This window comes from Nocardioides cynanchi (assembly GCF_008761635.1).
Lineage (GTDB): Bacteria > Actinomycetota > Actinomycetes > Propionibacteriales > Nocardioidaceae > Nocardioides > Nocardioides cynanchi.
The window spans coordinates 2,619,074-2,635,890 of sequence record NZ_CP044344.1; the positions used below are offsets into that span (position 1 = coordinate 2,619,074).

16 protein-coding genes are annotated in these 16,817 nt (G+C 72.4%); 3 read left to right on the forward strand and 13 right to left on the reverse strand.

The window, feature by feature from the left end; genetic code table 11:
- The 6 genes from ccsB to hemL are packed head-to-tail and all read right to left on the reverse strand — an operon-like array spanning nt 1 to nt 5,930.
- On the reverse strand, nt 1-1,011 hold the full coding sequence (gene ccsB, locus E3N83_RS12620; protein ID WP_151083583.1) for a c-type cytochrome biogenesis protein CcsB: 1,011 nt from the start codon (nt 1,009-1,011) through the stop codon (nt 1-3).
- Entirely contained in the window at nt 1,008-2,642 is a 1,635-nt protein-coding gene (resB, locus tag E3N83_RS12625; protein ID WP_238342884.1) for a cytochrome c biogenesis protein ResB, read from the reverse strand. The genes ccsB and resB overlap by 4 nt, the downstream gene beginning before the upstream one ends.
- Nucleotides 2,639-3,388 carry a cytochrome c biogenesis CcdA family protein gene (locus tag E3N83_RS12630; RefSeq protein WP_151083584.1) on the reverse strand — a complete coding sequence of 250 codons (750 nt, stop codon included), beginning with the start codon at nt 3,386-3,388 and terminating at the stop codon, nt 2,639-2,641. The genes resB and E3N83_RS12630 overlap by 4 nt, the downstream gene beginning before the upstream one ends.
- Nucleotides 3,381-3,947, reverse strand: coding sequence for a TlpA family protein disulfide reductase (locus E3N83_RS12635; protein WP_151083585.1), 567 nt, complete (start codon nt 3,945-3,947; stop codon nt 3,381-3,383). The genes E3N83_RS12630 and E3N83_RS12635 overlap by 8 nt, the downstream gene beginning before the upstream one ends.
- Complete coding sequence (locus E3N83_RS12640; RefSeq protein ID WP_151083586.1) at nt 3,947-4,621, reverse strand: histidine phosphatase family protein; 675 nt, start codon at nt 4,619-4,621, stop codon at nt 3,947-3,949. Before E3N83_RS12640 ends, E3N83_RS12635 begins: the two co-directional genes overlap by 1 nt.
- Complete coding sequence (gene hemL / locus E3N83_RS12645) at nt 4,614-5,930, reverse strand: glutamate-1-semialdehyde 2,1-aminomutase (protein ID WP_151083587.1); 1,317 nt, start codon at nt 5,928-5,930, stop codon at nt 4,614-4,616. The genes E3N83_RS12640 and hemL overlap by 8 nt, the downstream gene beginning before the upstream one ends.
- Nucleotides 5,931-6,134: 204 nt before the next feature.
- On the opposite strand from hemL, the gene E3N83_RS12650 reads away from it, so the two are divergent.
- On the forward strand, nt 6,135-7,313 hold the full coding sequence (locus E3N83_RS12650) for a lytic transglycosylase domain-containing protein (protein WP_151083588.1): 1,179 nt from the start codon (nt 6,135-6,137) through the stop codon (nt 7,311-7,313).
- A 25-nt stretch (nt 7,314-7,338) separates the two neighbouring features.
- On the opposite strand, the gene hemB is transcribed toward E3N83_RS12650, so the two are convergent.
- The 7 genes from hemB to E3N83_RS12685 form a co-directional block, all read right to left on the reverse strand.
- The gene (gene hemB, locus E3N83_RS12655; protein WP_191907794.1) at nt 7,339-8,340 is read right to left on the reverse strand and encodes a porphobilinogen synthase; all 1,002 of its coding nucleotides are present in this window, start codon (nt 8,338-8,340) and stop codon (nt 7,339-7,341) included.
- 7 nt (nt 8,341-8,347) lie between these two features.
- Nucleotides 8,348-10,036: a bifunctional uroporphyrinogen-III C-methyltransferase/uroporphyrinogen-III synthase gene (locus E3N83_RS12660; RefSeq protein WP_151083589.1), complete on the reverse strand. Its 1,689-nt coding sequence runs from the start codon at nt 10,034-10,036 to the stop codon at nt 8,348-8,350.
- Nucleotides 10,033-10,968 (reverse strand): hydroxymethylbilane synthase, encoded by a 936-nt coding sequence (gene hemC / locus E3N83_RS12665; RefSeq protein ID WP_151083590.1) that lies wholly within the window; start codon nt 10,966-10,968, stop codon nt 10,033-10,035. Before hemC ends, E3N83_RS12660 begins: the two co-directional genes overlap by 4 nt.
- Nucleotides 10,965-12,266 (reverse strand): glutamyl-tRNA reductase, encoded by a 1,302-nt coding sequence (locus E3N83_RS12670; protein ID WP_151083591.1) that lies wholly within the window; start codon nt 12,264-12,266, stop codon nt 10,965-10,967. The genes hemC and E3N83_RS12670 overlap by 4 nt, the downstream gene beginning before the upstream one ends.
- Complete coding sequence (locus tag E3N83_RS12675; RefSeq protein ID WP_151083592.1) at nt 12,263-12,931, reverse strand: redox-sensing transcriptional repressor Rex; 669 nt, start codon at nt 12,929-12,931, stop codon at nt 12,263-12,265. Before E3N83_RS12675 ends, E3N83_RS12670 begins: the two co-directional genes overlap by 4 nt.
- A gap of 179 nt (nt 12,932-13,110) precedes the next feature.
- Entirely contained in the window at nt 13,111-13,359 is a 249-nt protein-coding gene (locus E3N83_RS12680; protein ID WP_151083593.1) for a glutaredoxin family protein, read from the reverse strand.
- Nucleotides 13,356-14,960 carry a class I adenylate-forming enzyme family protein gene (locus E3N83_RS12685; protein WP_151083594.1) on the reverse strand — a complete coding sequence of 535 codons (1,605 nt, stop codon included), beginning with the start codon at nt 14,958-14,960 and terminating at the stop codon, nt 13,356-13,358. Before E3N83_RS12685 ends, E3N83_RS12680 begins: the two co-directional genes overlap by 4 nt.
- 99 nt (nt 14,961-15,059) lie before the next feature.
- Between E3N83_RS12685 and E3N83_RS12690 the strand changes: the two genes are divergently transcribed.
- Both E3N83_RS12690 and E3N83_RS12695 read left to right on the forward strand, forming a co-directional pair.
- Entirely contained in the window at nt 15,060-15,938 is an 879-nt protein-coding gene (locus tag E3N83_RS12690) for an HAD family hydrolase (RefSeq protein WP_151083595.1), read from the forward strand.
- A gap of 112 nt (nt 15,939-16,050) precedes the next feature.
- A complete protein-coding gene (locus tag E3N83_RS12695) occupies nt 16,051-16,812 on the forward strand; it encodes a sigma-70 family RNA polymerase sigma factor (RefSeq protein ID WP_151083596.1) in 762 nt (253 codons plus the stop codon).
- Nucleotides 16,813-16,817: the final 5 nt, after the last annotated feature.

Here is a 16,817-nt window from a genome sequence, read left to right on the forward strand (position 1 = left end):
TCACCGGTGGTGCAGGTCGAAGGCCTTGGCGCCGTTGGCGTAGGAGTGCTGGCTGGTCGTCGAGAAGTAGTTGATCCCGATGAAGTTGAACCACAGGCTGGCCACTCCGACCAGCGCCAGGATCGCGGCGTTGCGACCCTTCCACCCGGCGGTCGAGCGGGCGTGCAGGTAGGCGGCGTACAGCACCCACGTGATGAAGGCGCAGACCTCCTTGGGGTCCCAGTTCCAGTACGACGACCAGGCCTGGTGCGCCCAGATCGGCCCGCTGATCAGCACCGCGAAGGTCCAGACCGGGAAGCCGAACGCGTGGATCCGGTAGGAGACCCGGTCGAGCGTGGCCAGGGAGGGCAGCCGGGCGATGTAGCCGTGGTCGGGAGCCTTGCCGCGCGACAGCGACCGTGACTTGACCAGGTAGAGCGCCGAGGTGATCCCGCCCAGGGTGAAGGCGCCCGTGGCGATGATCGCCGACATCACGTGGATCACCAGCCAGTAGGACAGCAGCGCGTCGGACAGCGGCGCGATCGGGTCGTAGAGCCAGAGCACCGCCACCATCAGCAGCACCAGCTCGATGGCGGTGACGATCGGGCCCATCCAGGACAGGCCGTAGCGCTTGCGCAGCAGGAGATAGCCGAGCACGACCACGAACGAGCCGGTGATCGTGAACTCGTACATGTTGCCCCAGGGCACCCGGTTGGGGTCCGCGGCCATGCCCCGACCCAGCAGGCCGACGAAATGTGCCGCGCAGCCGATCACGGTCAGGTAGAAGGCCAGCGTCCCGAACATCGTGATCCGGTACTGCTTCGACTCGTCGACCGCCGGCGGGGTCGGCGCCTCGGCGTCGGGCGAGCCGGTCGAGACGCCTGCGGCGACCGGCACCCTGGCGGCAGCGGCGACCGGCACCGTGCGCAGCGCACTCCACTCGACCAGGTGCGCGACCAGCGCCAGGAAGTACACGACTCCGGCGGCGGCGATCGCCTGGTTGCTCAGCGTCTCCCACGCGGCATCGCTCATGCCCTGCTCTCCTCGATCTGCCCTGTTGACGGTTGCAGCTTGTCCACCACTGACGAGAGTACGGCGGTCAGCTCGCCGCCCCCCGACCGGTCCAGTGCGGCCACCTCGACCAGCGTCGACCCGTCCACCCGGCGCGCCCGCACCCACACCCGGCGCGGCCGGATGAAGAGCGAGCCCAGCAGGCCGAGCAGCGCCAGGATCACACCGACCAGGGTCAGCCAGACGTCGGGGGTCCGGCTGATCTGGAGACGGGTCCACTGCTTGACGCCGTCGAACGTCACCGAGCCCATGCCGTCGGGCAGCTGGACGGTCTGCCCCTCCTGGAGGTCGACGCGGAACATCGATCCGTCGGACTTCTTGAGCAGCTTCGCGTTGGCCTTGTCGAGCTCGTAGACCGACTGCGGCGTGCCGTTGTCCATGCCGAGGTCGCCGGCGTAGGCCAGCATCGACAGCGTCGGGTTCTTCAGCTGGCCCATCACGTTGATCGGGTTGCCGCCGACCAGCGCGAACGTCGGGTAGAACAGGCCCTCCAGGCCGATGCCCTGCGGCTTGGCGTCGGGCGCCTTGACGACGCCGAACGACTCGAAGCTGGAGCTCTCCGGCAGGAAGATCGTGGGGCCGCTGTAGACCTTGTGGCCCAGCCCGTCGCGGATCGTCAGCACCGGTGCGTACCCGTGCCCGATCAGGAAGACCTGGGTGCCACCGATGGTCAGCGGGTGGTTGACCCTCAGGTCGTACTCGTGCACTGCGCCGCCGGGGGACGTCCGATAGGTCAGGGGCGCCCGGAAGTCGTTGGCCATGCCCTGCCGCGGCCCCGAGTCGAGCCACGAGACCTGGAAGTCGTGCACCTTGAAGCTGAACGGCTCCATCTTGCCGGCGTCGAACAGCGAGCCGGGGTCGAAGTCGTCGTACTGGCTCAGCGTGTTGGTGAAGCCGTTGCCGACGACCAGGATCACACCGCCCTTGTAGCCGAACAGGCTGCCGATCCCGAAGCCGACCAGCACGACCAGCACCGACAGGTGGAACAGGAGGTTGCCGGCCTCGCGCAGCTGCCCGCGCTCGGCGGAGACCCAGCCGCCCTCGTCGCTGGAGCCGACCGCGAGCCGGTGCCGTCGGGTGAGCGCTCGCCCGGCCCGCTCGAGGACGACCTCGGGCTCCTCGTCGGTGGTGTACGACGCGTGGTCCGGCAGCCGGGTCAGGTTGCGTGGGGCGGGCGGCGGGGGCGCCCGGTAGCCGCGCCAGTAGACGAACAGCCGGGGCACGATGCAGCCGACCAGCGAGACCATCAGCAGGAGGTAGATCGCCGCGAACCACGCCGAGTGGTAGACCCCGAACAGCCCGAGCCTGTTGTAGATCGGAGTCAGGTGCGGGTGCTCGGTCTGCCACTGCGACGTCTTCAGGGCGTCGACGCCCTGCTGCGGGATCACCGAGCCGGGGATCGCGCCGATGGCGAGCAGGAGGAGCAGCACGAGCGCCGTACGCATCGAGGTGAGCTGGCGCCACGCCCAGCGCACCAGCTCGACGGCCGTCAGCTCGCCCGGGCGGCGGTGGTGGTCGCGGTCGCCGCTGGGGCGCCAGATCGCGTCGTCGGCCGGCTCGACCGGCGGCTCGGTCTTGATGCCCTCACTCACAGGGCCACCTGCGACCCGTTCACCAGGTGCACCTGCAGCCAGTTCACCGCGACGTCCCACCAGCCGGTGACCAGAGCCAGGCCGACCAGCACCAGCATCAGGCCGCCGATCCGGGTGACCCACTGCTGGTGGCGGCGGATGAAGCCGAAGGCGCCGAGCGCCCGGCGGTAGGCCAGGGCCGCGACGATGAACGGCACCCCGAGGCCGATGCAGTAGACCCCCGCCAGCAGGGCGCCGCGGCTCGCGGTGGCCTCGTTGAGCGACAGGTTGGTGATCGCGGCCAGGGTCGGGCCGATGCAGGGCGTCCAGCCGACGCCGAAGAGGAACCCCAGGAGCGGCGCCGCGGCCAGGCCGACGGCCGGGACCTGGTGCATCCGGTAGTCCCGCTGGAGGAACGGCACCAGCCCGGCGAAGGCGAGCCCGAGCAGGATCGTGATCACGCCGAGCGCGATCTCCAGCTGGCTGCGCCAGGTCACCAGCCAGCCGCCGACCGAGCCCGACACCCAGCCCAGCAGGACGTAGACGACCGAGAAGCCGAGCACGAAGAGCACGGCGCCGGCCAGCATCCGGCCACGCTTGGCGTCCGCGAGATCGGTGCCGGACAGGCCGGTCGCGTAGGAGAGGTAGCCGGGCAGCAGCGGGATCACGCAGGGGGAGAAGAACGAGACCAGGCCGGCCACGAGCGCGACCGGGATCGCGAGCACCAGCGAGCCGGAGGAGGCCTGCTGCTGGAACCAGTCAGCCATGCCGGACCACCTGCTGCACCAGCTCCACCAGGGTGAGCGCCGACGGCACCGCACCGGAGATCGTGGCCGCGGGCCGGCCGTCGGCGTCGAGGATCACCGTGGTCGGCACCGAGTTCGGCGTCAGGATGCCCGGGAAGGCGAGCAGGGCCTCGCCGCCGGGTGAGTAGAACGACGGCCAGGTGATGTGGAAGTTCTCGTTGTAGGCCTTCGCCTGAGCGGTCCCGGGGTCCCGGCTGTCGATGCCGACGAAGTTGGCCTTTTCGCCCAGCTGCCGGTGTGCCGCCACGAGGTACGGCGAGTCCTTGCGGCAGGCGGTGCACCACGAGCCCCAGACGGTGAGCACCGTCGGCTTGCCCCGCAGCGACGCCAGCGAGAGCGGCTTCCCGTCGAGGTCCTTGCCGTCCAGCGTGATCGCATCGCCCCGCTGGGAGGGCGCGATCTCGCGGACGGCGCCGTTGCCGTCGACGAAGCCCTTGTCGCCGGTGCCCTGCAGCGAGGTGCAACCGGTCACGGCCAGCAGCAGCCCTGCCGTGGCCACGAGCCGCCTCGCCCGGACCATCAGGGCCTCTTCGCCTCGGGGGCGTCGCCGGCCGAGAAGGGCGCGCGCCGGTCGCGGACCGGGATCAGGTCGCCGGCCGGCTCGGAGTAGACCACCCGGGTCAGCTCGTCGTCGGTGAAGTGCAGCGAGGTCAGCGAGCACAGCGTGCACTGGCGCTTGCGGGGGTCGTGCAGGAACGACCGCTTCTCGACGGCCAGCCGGGTGATCCAGATCGGCAGCTGGTGGGAGACGATCACCGCCTCGTGGCCGCGCGCGGCGTCGCGGGCGTCGTACACCGCCGCGAGCATGCGGGCGGTGACCTCCTTGTAGGGCTCGCCCCACGACGGCTTCCAGGGGTTCCAGAGGTGGACCCACGTGGACGGCTTGCGCAGCGCGTTGTCGCCGATGCCGAAGCGCTTGCCCTCGAAGACGTTGGCCGACTCGATCACCCGCGGGTCGATCAGCGGGGTCAGCCCGAGCGCGGCCGCGACCGGCGCCGCGGTCTCCTGGGCCCGCTCGAGCGGTGAGCTGCGCAGATGCGTGATGTCGCGCTCGCCGATCGTGTCCGCGACGCGCTGGGCCATCTGCCGGCCGAGGTCGGAGAGGTGGTAGCCGTCGCGACGGCCGTAGAGGACGCCCTCCGGGTTGTGCACCTCACCGTGCCGGAGCAGGTGGACGATCGTGGACTCAGACATGGGTTCCCTCTCGGGCGGAGGCCGCGGCCTGCGCCGCAACCGGCAGAGCGTCCAGGACTACCTGGACCGCACGCTCGTCGTGCGCAGCGGAGACGAACCACGCCTCGTAGGCCGAGGGCGGGAGGTAGACGCCGCTGTCGAGCATCGCATGGAAGAACGCCGCGAAGGCCGCGGTGTCCTGCCGCTGGGCACCGGCGAAGTCGCGGACCGGCCCGTCGGTGAAGAACACCGAGAACATCGTGCCGGCCGCCTGGACGACGTGCGGCACGCCGGCGGCGGACAGGGCAGCCGTGGCAGCGGCGCGGATCCGGTCACCGACCGAGGTCAGGTGGGAGTAGACGTCGTCGGTGGCCAGGCGCAGGGTGGCCAGTCCGGCGGTGGTGGCGATCGGGTTACCGGACAGGGTGCCGGCCTGGTAGACGGGTCCCTCGGGCGAGAGCATCGACATGATGTCGGCGCGGCCGCCGAAGGCCGCGGCCGGGAACCCGCCGCCCATCACCTTGCCGAAGGTCATCAGGTCGGGGACCCAGCCCTCCAGCGCCCCGTCCAGACCCCACTGGCCGGTGCGCGAGGCCCGGAAGCCGGTCATCACCTCGTCGCTGACGAACAGGGCGCCGGAGGCGGCGCAGGTCTGCGCCAGGAACTGGTTGAAGCCGGGGTCCGGTGGGACGACCCCCATGTTGCCCGGGGCGGCCTCGGTGATCAGGCACGCGATCCGGTCGCCCTCGTCGGCGAACAGCGCGGAGACCGCCTCGCGGTCGTTGTAGGGCAGCACCCGGGTCAGCGCGGTGGCGGTCTCGGGCACGCCCGGGGTGCCCGGCACCGCCAGGGTGGTGAGCCCCGAGCCGGCCTGCGCGAGCAGCGCGTCGACGTGCCCGTGGTAGCAGCCGGCGAACTTCACGATCACGTCGCGGCCGGTGAAGCCGCGGGCCAGCCGGATCGCCGACATCGTCGCCTCGGTGCCCGACGAGACGAAGCGGACCCGCTCCACCGGGGTGCGGTCGACGATCTCCTCGGCGAGGTCGACCTCGGCCTCGGTCGGTGCGCCGTACGACGTGCCGCGGGTCAGCGCGTCGCGCACCGCTGCCATCACCTCGGGGTGGGCATGACCGAGCAGCATCGGCCCCCAGGAGCCGACCAGGTCGACGTACTCCCGACCGTCGACGTCGGTGAGCCACGCTCCGCTCGCGGACCGGATGAAGCGGGGGGTGCCGCCGACGGCGCGGAACGCGCGGACCGGTGAGTTCACACCGCCCGGCGTCACCGCGCAGGCACGCTCGAAGAGAGCCTCGGACCGGTCGGGATGCACCGGGCCATTGTGTCCGAGACCCCCAACCGGCGCCGAACCGGCGTTGGCCCGACGGCGCCGCGTGTGACCCGTTCCACGGACGCGTGCGGTTACCCGCACGTAACCTGAGACGGTCCCGCGCGTTTGAAGGGTGGACAGGGAGGGAAACCTGATCCCCGGAGCACTCCTCCGCGCCCACGGCGCGGCCGAGACGAGGGACGGACGATGAGCATGCGGTCGACAGGGGTGAAGCGGGCCTCGGCGCTGCTGCCGCTCGCTGTGCTCTCGATCGCCTGGACGGCGAGCCTGGCCCAGGCCGGCACGTCCGCCTCGGCCGACGCCCCCGGTGGCACCCTTCCCGACGGCAGCCAGGTGCCGGCGCAGGCCGTGCACGGGCCGGCCAGCCTGACCTCACCGGGCACCCTCACCAAGGCCGTGCGCGGCAACTCCGCCCATCTCGTCGCGACGGCGTCGGCCAGCGGCATCCCCGCGGTCGCGATCGAGGCCTACCAGCGGGCGCAGACCGTGATCAACGCCGCCGACCCGACCTGCCACCTGCCGTGGGAGCTGGTCGCCGCGATCGGCCGCGTCGAGTCCGACCACGGGCGCGTCAACGGCAACCGGCTCAGCAACGCGGGTGTCGCGACGCCCGGCATCTACGGCCTGCCGCTCGACGGCACCCACGGCACCGCGTTGATCCGCGACACCGACGCCGGGCAGTACGACCACGACACGAGGTACGACCGGGCGGTCGGGCCGATGCAGTTCATCCCCTCGACCTGGGCGATCGTCGGTGTCGACGCCGACAACGACGGCCAGCGCAACCCGCAGGACATCTACGACGCCTCGCTGGCCTCGGCGGTCTACCTCTGCTCCGGCACCGACGACCTCTCGACCGACGCCGGCCAGAAAGCCGCGGTCTTCCGCTACAACCACAGCCAGGCCTACGTCGACCTGGTGCTGGCGATCATGCACGCCTACCAGAACGGCGACTTCATGTCGGTGCCCAACGGCACCACGACGACCAGCTTCACCTTCGGCGCGCCGCCCGTGACCTACCCGGGCCACCACCACGCCACGCATCACGCGACCCACCACGGGCACCACACCCCGACCGGCGGCCCGACCCAGACCACGACGACGCCGACGTCCGGACCGACCGCACCGACCACCGGACCGACCTCGGGCCCGTCCGGCGGGCCGACGGGCGTCCCGAGCACGCCGTCGACCAGCGCACCGGTCACGCTGCCCACGTTGACCGTGCCGACCTCGCTACCGACGACGCTGCCGACCATCCTGACGGTGGCGCAGGCCACGGCCCAGTGCCTGGCCGAGGGCCTGGTGGACAACCCGCTCAACCCCAACGACGCCTTCGACCAGTGCGTCTACGACCTGACCCACTGAGCCGGGCCGGACCGGTCCGGTTCGGTCAGCGGGCGAGCAGCCGGGCGGCCTCGGCCGCCCAGTAGGTCAGGACGACGTCGGCGCCGGCCCGACGGATCGAGGTGAGCATCTCGAGGATCGCTCGCTCCCGGTCGATCCAGCCGCGGGCCGCAGCGGCCTCCAGCATGGAGTACTCACCGGACACGTTGTAGGCCGCGACCGGCACGTCCACGGCGTCGCGCACCCGGCGTACGACGTCGAGGTAGCCCAGCGCGGGCTTGACCATCACCAGGTCGGCTCCCTCGGCGACGTCGAGGAGGGCCTCACGCACCCCTTCACGGGCGTTCGCGGGATCCTGCTGGTAGGTCCGCCGGTCACCCTCGAGCGAGGAGTCGACGGCCTCGCGGAACGGGCCGAAGAAGGCCGAGGAGTACTTCGCCGAGTAGGCGAGGATCGCGACGTCGACGTGCCCGGCGTCGTCGAGGGCGGTCCGGATCGCGGCCACCTGGCCGTCCATCATCCCGCTCGGCCCGACCATGTCGACGCCGGCGTCGGCATGGGCGAGCGCCATCTCGGCGTACACCTCGAGGGTCCGGTCGTTGTCGACCCGGCCGTCGGGGGTCAGCACCCCGCAGTGGCCGTGGTCGGTGAACTCGTCGAGGCACAGGTCGCTCATCACCGTCAGCGCGTCGCCGACCTCGCCGACCACGTCGGTGATCGCGCGGTTGAGGATCCCTGCGGGGTCCAGCGCCCCGGAGCCGACGGCATCCTTGTGCTCGGGGATGCCGAACAGCATGATCCCGCCGAGGCCGAGCTCCGCGGCCTCGTGGGCAGCCGCCAGGAGCGAGCTGCGGGAGTGCTGGACGACCCCGGGCATCGAGGAGATCTCCCGCGGCTCCGTGGCCCCCTCGCGGACGAACACGGGCAGCACGAGCTGCTGGGGCGCCAGCGTGGTCTCGGCGACCAGGCTGCGGAGCCCCGCGGTCGTGCGGAGCCGCCGCGGCCGGGTCACCGGCCGCGGGACGCCTGCTGCGAGCTCCTCGGTCACCGGCACCTCACTGCGTGCGGACCTTCTTGCGGCTGGTCGGCTTGCGCTCCGACGGCTTGGTCACCGGCTGGCCGCTCTCGACCATCTCGGCCCGGCGCGCGGCACCGAAGTCCGCGAGCGCGTCGACCAGCTCGTCGACATCGGGGTGCGCAGCGAGCACGTCGACCCGCAGCCCGTGCTCCTCGGCGGTCTTGGCCGTGGCCGGCCCGATCACCGCGATCACGGTCGAGGGGTGCGGCTTGCCGGCGATGCCGACCAGGTTGCGCACCGTCGAGGACGACGTGAAGACGACGGCGTCGAACTTGCCGGCCTTGATCGCCTCGCGGGTCGGCGCGGGCGGCGGCGCGGCGCGCACCGTGCGGTACGCCGTCACGTCGTCGCACTCCCAGCCGAGGTCGACCAGTCCCGCGACGAGGTTCTCCGTCGCGATGTCGGCGCGGGGCAGGAAGACCCGGTTGATCGGGTCGAGGAGATCGTCGTACTCCGGCCAGTCCTCGAGCAGGCCGGCGGCGGACTGCTCGCCGCTGGGCACCAGGTCGGCACGCAGGCCCCAGGCCGAGATCGCGGCGGCCGTCTTGTCACCGACCGCGGCGATCTTCAGACCGGAGAAGGCCCGGGCGTCCAGGCCGTACTCCTCGAACTTCTCGCGGACCGCCTTGACCGCGTTGACGCTGGTGAAGGCGATCCACTCGTAGCGGCCCTCCACCAGGCCGCGCACGGCCTTGTCCATCTGGAGCGGGTTGCGGGGCGGCTCGACCGAGATGGTCGGCACCTCCTCGGGCACGCCGCCGTACCCCCGCAGGCGCGCGGAGACCGAGCCGGCCTGCTCCTTGGTGCGGGGCACCAGGATCCGCCAGCCGAAGAGCGGCTTGGTCTCGAACCACGAGAGCGCCTCGCGCATCGCCACGACCTCGCCGACCACGGTCACCGCGGGCGGGGTGATCCGGGCGGCCCGGGCATCGGCGGCGATGTGCTCGAGGGTCGAGGTCACCGTCTGCTGCTCGGTGGTGGTGCCGGTGCGGGTCATCGCGACCGGGGTGTCGGCCGAGCGGCCGGCGGCGATCAGGGCCCGGGCGATCTCGCCGATCGAGCCCACCGCGGACAGCAGCACCAGGGTGCGGCTCGCGGCGTGACGGGTCCAGTCGACCTTCTCACCGCAGGTCACCACGGTGACCTCGCGGTGGTCCTTGGTGGTCAACGGGATGCCGGCGTACGCCGGGACCGCGCTCACCGACGAGACCCCGGGGACGATCTCGAAGCCGAGCCCGGCCTTGGCCAGGGCGGCGGCCTCCTCGGGTCCGGAGGCGTAGACGAAGGGGTCACCGGTCATCAGCCGGACCACACGCAGGCCGCGCTTGGCCTGCCGGACCACGACCTTGGCCCGCGCCGCGTGGGTGAGCGGCTGACCGTCCTCGCCGAACCCGCCGTCGACGAACTCCGGACCGCCCTCGGCGCCCTCGGGCAGGCCCAGCAGCGTCCGGACCAGGCCCTGGTGCTCGGGACCTTCGGTGACGACCACGTCGGCGGACCCGAGCAGCTCGGTGGCGCGCACCGTGAGCAGTCCGGGGTCGCCCGGGCCGGCGCCGACGAACGCCACCCAGGCGCGCGCGGTCGGGGTCGCGGCCGGGCTGCTGCCCGGTCGGGAGGTCGGAGTGGACCCGCGCCGTGCCGGCGGGGTGGACTGGCCTCGCGTCATGCGTCTTGCCTCTTCTTCGGTGGGTCCGTCAACCGTGCAGCCCCCTCGGCGAGCATGTCGCCCGCGAGGCGGTTCCCGACGCCGTCGGCGTCGGCGGGGTCCCCGGTTGCGGACATCCGCACCGAGAGCTCCCCGTCGGGTGAGAGCGCTACCGCCCTCACCCAGAGCTCGTCTCCGTCTTCTCCCTCGACGACCTCCGCGAGGACGCCGATCGGTGCCGAGCAGCCACCCTCGAGCGTGGCGAGCACGGCCCGCTCGGCCGTGACCGCCGCCCTGCTCCGGGCCTCGTCCAGCACGGTCAGGTCTGCCGCCAGCACGTCGTCACTCCTGGTCTCGACCGCGAGCGCACCCTGCCCGGGTGCGGGCAGCATCTGCAGCGGGTCGAGCACCTCGGTCGCGTCGTCGAGCCGGCCGAGTCGCGCCAGGCCCGCGCGGGCGAGCACGACGGCGTCGTACTCCCCCTCGTGGACCTTGCGGATCCGCGTGTCCACATTGCCGCGGATGTCCACGATCTCCAAACCGAGGCCGAGGGCGTGCAGCTGGGCGGAACGACGCGGCGAGCCGGTGCCGAGCCGGCTGCCGACCGGGAGCTCACCGAGGGTCAGGCCGTCGCGGGCGACGACCACGTCTCGGGGGTCCTCGCGCAGGGGTACGGCGGCCAGCGCGATGTCGGCGGCCGGCCCGGTGGGGAGGTCCTTCAGCGAGTGCACGGCGACGTCGATCCGCCCGTCGAGGAGCGCCTCGCGCAGGGCGCTGACGAACACGCCGGTGCCGCCGAGCTGGGCCAGGGGCCCGCGGTCGCGGTCGCCCTCGGTCGTCACCTCGACCAGGACGACCTCACGGTCGAGGGCCTGGGAGATCCGCTCGGCCACCCAGGTGGACTGGGTGGTGGCGAGCAGCGACGCGCGGGTGCCGAGCCGGATCGCGGTCACGAGGTCTCACCCCGCAGGCCGGTGCCGTCGCCGGGGGCCACCGGCCGGGTCATCGCGTCCACGGCCTCCGGGTCGAGGGCGAACAGCTCGGCGAGGGCCGTGGCGTAGGAGACCGCACTGCGGTTGCCCAGCTCCTTGGCCCGGATCGTGGGCTGATGGACCAGCTTGTCGGTGACCCGGCGCAGGGTCTGGAGGAGCTCGGCGCGGGTGCTGTCGTCGAGGTCGGGTAGCCGGTGCTCGAGGCGGGCCATCTCGGACTCCACGACACCGGTGGCCATGGTGCGCAAGGCCACCACGGTGGGGGTCAGCCCGGCGGCGCGGCGGGCCGCGAGGAAGGCGTCCACCTCGCTGGTGACGATGGTGCGGACGGCCTCGACCTCGGCGCCGGCCTCGGACTCCTGGAGGTCGCCGGCGAGGTCGGCCAGGGTGACCAGGGTGACGCCGGGCAGGTCAACCACCGAGGGGTCGATGTCATGGGGCAGCGCGAGGTCGACCATCGCCAGCGGGCCCCGCGCGCCGGCTGCGACGTCGCGGCTGATCAGGATGCCGGTCGCGCCCGCGCAGGCCACCACGAGGTCGGCCCCGACGATCTCCGACTCGAGGGCACTCATCGGCGCCCAGCGCGCGGCGTACTCGCGGGCGAGGCGCTCGGCCCGCTCCGGTGTCCGGTTGACGACGACGACCTCGGCGGCCCCGCGGCGTACGACGGTGGCCACGGCGAGGCCGGCCATGCCACCGGCACCCACGACGACGACCCGCAGACCGCGTACGTCGTCGACCGCGCGGTCGAGCGCGGCGGAGACCAGGGTCGGGGCCGCGCGGTCGATGCCGGTCTCGGCGTGCGCGCGCTTGCCGACGCGGAGCGCCTGCTGGAACAAGGTGTTGAGGGTCGGACCGACCGAGCCCAGCTCCTGGCCGAGGGCCAGGGCGTCACGGGTCTGGCCGAGGATCTGGGCCTCGCCGACCGCCATCGAGTCCAGCCCGGCCGCCACCTGGAACAGGTGGGAGACGGCGCCGTCGTCGTAGTGGATGTAGAGGTGCGGCAGGAGTGCCTCCACGCTCTCGTGCGCCGGCTCGAGGAGGCGCTGCGAGAGGCCCTCGACGCTGCCGTGGAACCGGTCGACGGCGGCGTAGATCTCCATCCGGTTGCAGGTCGCCACCACCGTCGCCTCGGAGACGTGGGGGTTGGCCAGCACGTCCTCGATCAGCTTGGTGGCGCCGTCGGCGTCGACGGCGAGCTTCTCCAGCAGCGGGATCGGCGCCGAGCGGTGGGAGATCCCCACGACCAGGGCGGTCATGCGGTCGCCTCCGCCGAGGCCTTGCGCTGCTCGTGGTAGGCCAGGATCTGCAGCTCGATCGAGAGGTCGACCTTGCGGACGTCGACACCCGGACCGACGGTCAGCACGGTCGGCGCGAAGTTCAGGATGCTGGTGATCCCGACCTCGACCATCTTGTCGGCGACCGACTGGGCCGCGGCCGCGGGCGTGGCGATCACCCCGATGGCCACCCCCTGCTCGCGCACGATCTGGGTCAGGTCGTCGAAGGGGCGCACGTCCACGCCGGCCACGATCTCGGTGTGCCGCTCGGGGTCGGCGTCGAGCAGCGCGACGACCCGGAAGCCGCGGCTGCGGAAGCCGGAGTAGTTGGCGAGGGCGTGGCCGAGGTTGCCGATCCCGACGATCACGACGGGCCAGTCCTGGGTGACCCCGATCTCGCGGGCGATCTGGTAGCGCAGGTAGGCCACGTCGTACCCCACGCCGCGGGTGCCGTAGCTGCCGAGGTAGGAGAGGTCCTTGCGCAGCTTGGCGCTGTTCACCCCGGCGGCCGCAGCGAGGTCCTCGCTGGAGCAGGTGACGGTCCCGTCCTCCGTCAGCGTGTTCAGGGCGCGGAGGTAGATCGGGAGTCGCGCCACGGTGGCCTCGGGAATCTCCCGGGCCGTCTCGTGGGACGTCCGTGCGGTCAAGGTGTCGTCTCTCCAGCCGACGGACACGGGGGTCGACCCGTGGTGGGACAGGCCCGGCCCGAGCGGCGTCGTTCACTGTAGGAGTTTGTGAACGCGAGAACAAAATGACGGAGGCGGAGGACTAGCACACGTGAGATAGGCCACGCACGCGGGGGCCCGGGTCGGCCGGGACCGGCCGGTCAGCGGGTCAGGGCGGCGCGCAGCCGGGCGGGGTCGACCCGCCAGAAGTCGTGCCGGGCACCGTCGACGAGGGTCACCGGGATCTCGTCGCCGTACCGGCGGAGGAGCTCCGGGTCGTCCGCGACGGAGATCTCGACGTAGTCCTCCCCGAGCTCGGCGCAGACCTGTGCGACAACCGCCCGTGCGTCGTCGCACAGGTGGCAGCCCGGCCGGCTGTAGAGGGTGACCCGAGCTGCGCTCGCCGTCACTCCAGCAGCCCCAGTGACCGGCGTCGCTCGATCCCGCGGAGCCGGCCCTTCTGCACCTTCCCGGTCACCGTCAGCGGCAGCTCGTCGACCACCTCGATCCGGGAGGGCTGCTTGAACCGGGCCAGGCGTACGGCGCAGTGCTCGCGGACGGCGGCGGCCACCTCGGCGGCGACCGCACCCACGCCGGGGCAGACGTAGGCGACGACGGCCTCGCCGGTGGCCGGGTCCGCGACGCCGATCACCGCCGCGTCGGCGACCGACGCGACCTCGCGGATGACGTCCTCGACCTCGACCGGGTAGACGTTGAAGCCGGAGACGATGACCAGCTCCTTGAGCCGGTCCACCAGGAAGAGGTCACCGGTGTCGTCGAGGAAGCCCACGTCGCCGGTGCCCCACCACCCGTCGGGGTCGGGGCCGCCCTCGCCGTCGGGCCAGTAGCCGCTGAACATGTTCGCGCCGCGGATCCAGATCTCGCCCGGGTCGTCACCGTCGGGCTCGTGCCCGAGCTCGTCGACGAGCTTGATCTCGATGCCGGGCAGGGCCGCGCCCACCGAGCCGTTCTGGTGCTCGACGCTGCACAGGGTGCTGGTCACCACCGGTGAGGCCTCGGTGAGGCCGTAGCCCTGGTGCACCGCGATCCCGGTGGCCTCGGTGAACCGCTCGATCAGCTCCGGCGACAGGGGCGCCGAGCCCGACAGCATCAGCCGGACCGGGCCGAGCCGCTCGCGCAGGTGCTCCTCGGGCAGCCAGTAGGCGAACACCGGCGGCGCTGCGGGGACGACGCTGACCGCCTCGTCGTCGATCAGGTCGAGCGTCGCCTGGGGGTCGAAGCGCTCGACCAGCACCAGCTTCGCGCGCTGTCGCAGCACGCTGCCGAGCACCGCGTTGAGGCCGTAGACGTGGAACAGCGGCAGCACGCCCAGCACGACGTCGTCGCCGTGGATCATCGGCGGGTGGACCTGCGCCGCCTGGTCGATGTTGGCGATCAGGGCGCGATGGGTCAGCATCGCCGCTCGCGGCCGCCCCGAGGTGCCACTGGTGTAGAGCAGGCAGGCGAGCTTCTCGGGGTCAGGCAGCGGCGGCACCGGCCGGGGCGCGGCCGCCCGCAGCGCGTCGTACGACTGCTCGCCCTCGACCGGCTCGACCCCGGTCACGAAGACGCGTGGCTCGTAGGCCCGCTCCAGCAGGTCGGCGTCCAGGTCGCCGGGTTCCCCGGCCAGGGCGGCCCGGACCAGCGCGACGGCCTCACGCACCGGGCCCGCGGTCTCCTGGTCGGCGATCACCAGGCGCGTGCCGGAGTCGGCGATCATCCGGGCCAGCTCGCCGACGGTCGCCCGCGGGTTCACGGGTACGGCGACCACCTGGGCCCGCAGCACGCCGAGGTACGACGCGACGAACTCGATCCGGTTGCCCAGCGCCAGCATCACCCGCTGCCCAGCGACCACGCCCTCGGCGCCGAGCCCGGTCGCCAGCCGCGAGACGTCGTCCTCGAGAGCCGCCCAGGTGACGCTGCGGCCCCCGGACTCGACCACCGCGAGCGCGTCCGGCCGGTCGGCGGCCGCTTCGGCCACGAGCCAGGACACGTCATGCGTGGTGGGCATGGGGGCGATACTCGCACAGGGGCGGAGCGGCCGCAGCGAGCGGCGAAGCGAGCTCGCTCGCGAGCAGCCATCGGATCGTGAGCCCCTAGAGTTGCTTCCGTGACTCCCGAGAAGAGCCGCAGGCCGCTGAACCTCCAGCAGCGCTCGACTCTCGCAGGTGAGGCGGCCGCCGCTGCCGCGGAGGTGGAGACCGCCCTGGCGACGCCCGCGAACCCCAGCGTCGCGGCGTTCTTCGACGTCGACAACACGATGATGCAGGGCGCCAGCATCTTCCACCTGGCCAAGGGCCTGCATCGGCGCGAGTTCTTCACGACCCGGGAGATCCTCTCGGCCGCCTGGAAGCAGGCCTACTTCCGGGTCGTCGGCGTCGAGGACCCCGACCACGTGGCCGAGACCCGGGCCTCCGCCCTCTCCTTCATCTCCGGGCACACCGTCGCCGAGCTCGAGTCGCTCGGCGAGGAGATCTTCGACGAGGCGATGGCGCACCGGATCTGGCCCGGCACCCGTGCCCTGGCCCAGATGCACCTCGACCAGGGCGAGCGGGTCTGGCTGGTCACCGCGGCACCGATCGAGATCGCCCAGATCATCGCCCGCCGGCTCGGCCTGACCGGAGCCCTGGGCACGGTGGCCGAGCACGTCGACGGCGTCTACACCGGCCGGCTGGTCGGCGACATGCTGCACGGTCCGGCCAAGGGCGAGGCGATCAAGGCGCTCGCGGCCCGCGAGGGGCTCGACCTCGACGCCTGCTCGGCGTACTCCGACTCCTTCAACGACCTGACCATGCTGACGCTGGTCGGCGACCCCTGCGCGGTCAACCCGGACGCGCGGCTGCGTGGCTACGCCAAGCAGCACGGCTGGCGGATCCGCGACTACCGCACCGGGCGCAAGGCGGCGCGGCTCGGGCTGGTGGCCGGCGCCGTGGCCGGGGCCGCCACCGGAGCCGTGGCCGCCGGGGTCGCCGTCCGCCGCCGTCGCTGAGCGCGTCGCGCGTGTAAACCGGTGTGACAGTTTTCGGTCACAGACTGTTCCGTGCCCGCCGGCGCCCGCCTACCATGAACCGACGCCTTGACGGACTCGGGAGGGAGTCGCCATGTCGTGGTCGCGGGCCGACTCCGCGCGCGGGCTCGACGACCTGCGCGCCGCGGTTGCGTGCGCCCTCGGCCTGATGCCCCAGCCGGCCGGCGTCCCGGCCTGGCTGCTCCTCAGCGAGGCCGTCGTCGGGGGACCTGCGTCGGGGCGACCGGACGGGGAGTACGACGACTCCGACCAGGCCGCCTCCTCGGAGGACTCCGCGGCCGAGCGCACCCGGCTGATCGCCCTGGTCGAGCTGGCGCGCAGCGGCGACGTCGATGCGTTCGGCGTGCTCTACGATCACTACCAGCCGTCGGTCTACCGCTTCGTCTACTACCGCACCCGGTCCCAGACCCTGGCCGAGGACCTCACCTCCGAGACCTTCCTGCGGGCGCTGCGCAACATGGCCGGCTTCCGCTGGCAGGGCAAGGACTTCGGCGCGTGGCTGATGACCATCGCCCGCAACCTGTGCACCGACCACTTCAAGGCCGGTCGGACCCGGCTCGAGCTGACCACCGAGGACATGGGCGCCCACGACGACGCCACCGAGGGACCCGAGGAGGAGGTGCTCGCCGGGCTGACCAACACGATGCTCCTCGACGGTCTGCGGCAGCTCTCCGACGAGCAGCGCGACTGCCTGATCATGCGCTTCCTCCAGGGCCTGAGCATCGCCGAGACCGCCGACGTCCTCGGCCGCAGCGAGGGCGCGGTCAAGCAGCTCCAGCTGCGCGGGGTGCGCAACCTGGCCAAGCTGGTTCCGGCGGGGTGGCGAGATGTGTGAGCCGA

Excerpts from the sequence above, each read along its gene's own strand:
- ccsB (WP_151083583.1), bottom strand. The coding sequence starts at position 1,011 with ATGAGCGATGCCGCGTGGGAGACGCTGAGCAACCAGGCGATCGCCGCC.
- E3N83_RS12630 (WP_151083584.1), bottom strand. The coding sequence starts at position 3,388 with ATGGCTGACTGGTTCCAGCAGCAGGCCTCCTCCGGCTCGCTGGTGCTC.
- E3N83_RS12635 (WP_151083585.1), bottom strand. The coding sequence starts at position 3,947 with ATGGTCCGGGCGAGGCGGCTCGTGGCCACGGCAGGGCTGCTGCTGGCC.
- E3N83_RS12640 (WP_151083586.1), bottom strand. The coding sequence starts at position 4,621 with ATGTCTGAGTCCACGATCGTCCACCTGCTCCGGCACGGTGAGGTGCAC.
- E3N83_RS12650 (WP_151083588.1), top strand. The coding sequence starts at position 6,135 with ATGAGCATGCGGTCGACAGGGGTGAAGCGGGCCTCGGCGCTGCTGCCG.
- E3N83_RS12660 (WP_151083589.1), bottom strand. The coding sequence starts at position 10,036 with ATGACGCGAGGCCAGTCCACCCCGCCGGCACGGCGCGGGTCCACTCCG.
- E3N83_RS12670 (WP_151083591.1), bottom strand. The coding sequence starts at position 12,266 with ATGACCGCCCTGGTCGTGGGGATCTCCCACCGCTCGGCGCCGATCCCG.
- E3N83_RS12685 (WP_151083594.1), bottom strand. The coding sequence starts at position 14,960 with ATGCCCACCACGCATGACGTGTCCTGGCTCGTGGCCGAAGCGGCCGCC.
- E3N83_RS12695 (WP_151083596.1), top strand. The coding sequence starts at position 16,051 with ATGTCGTGGTCGCGGGCCGACTCCGCGCGCGGGCTCGACGACCTGCGC.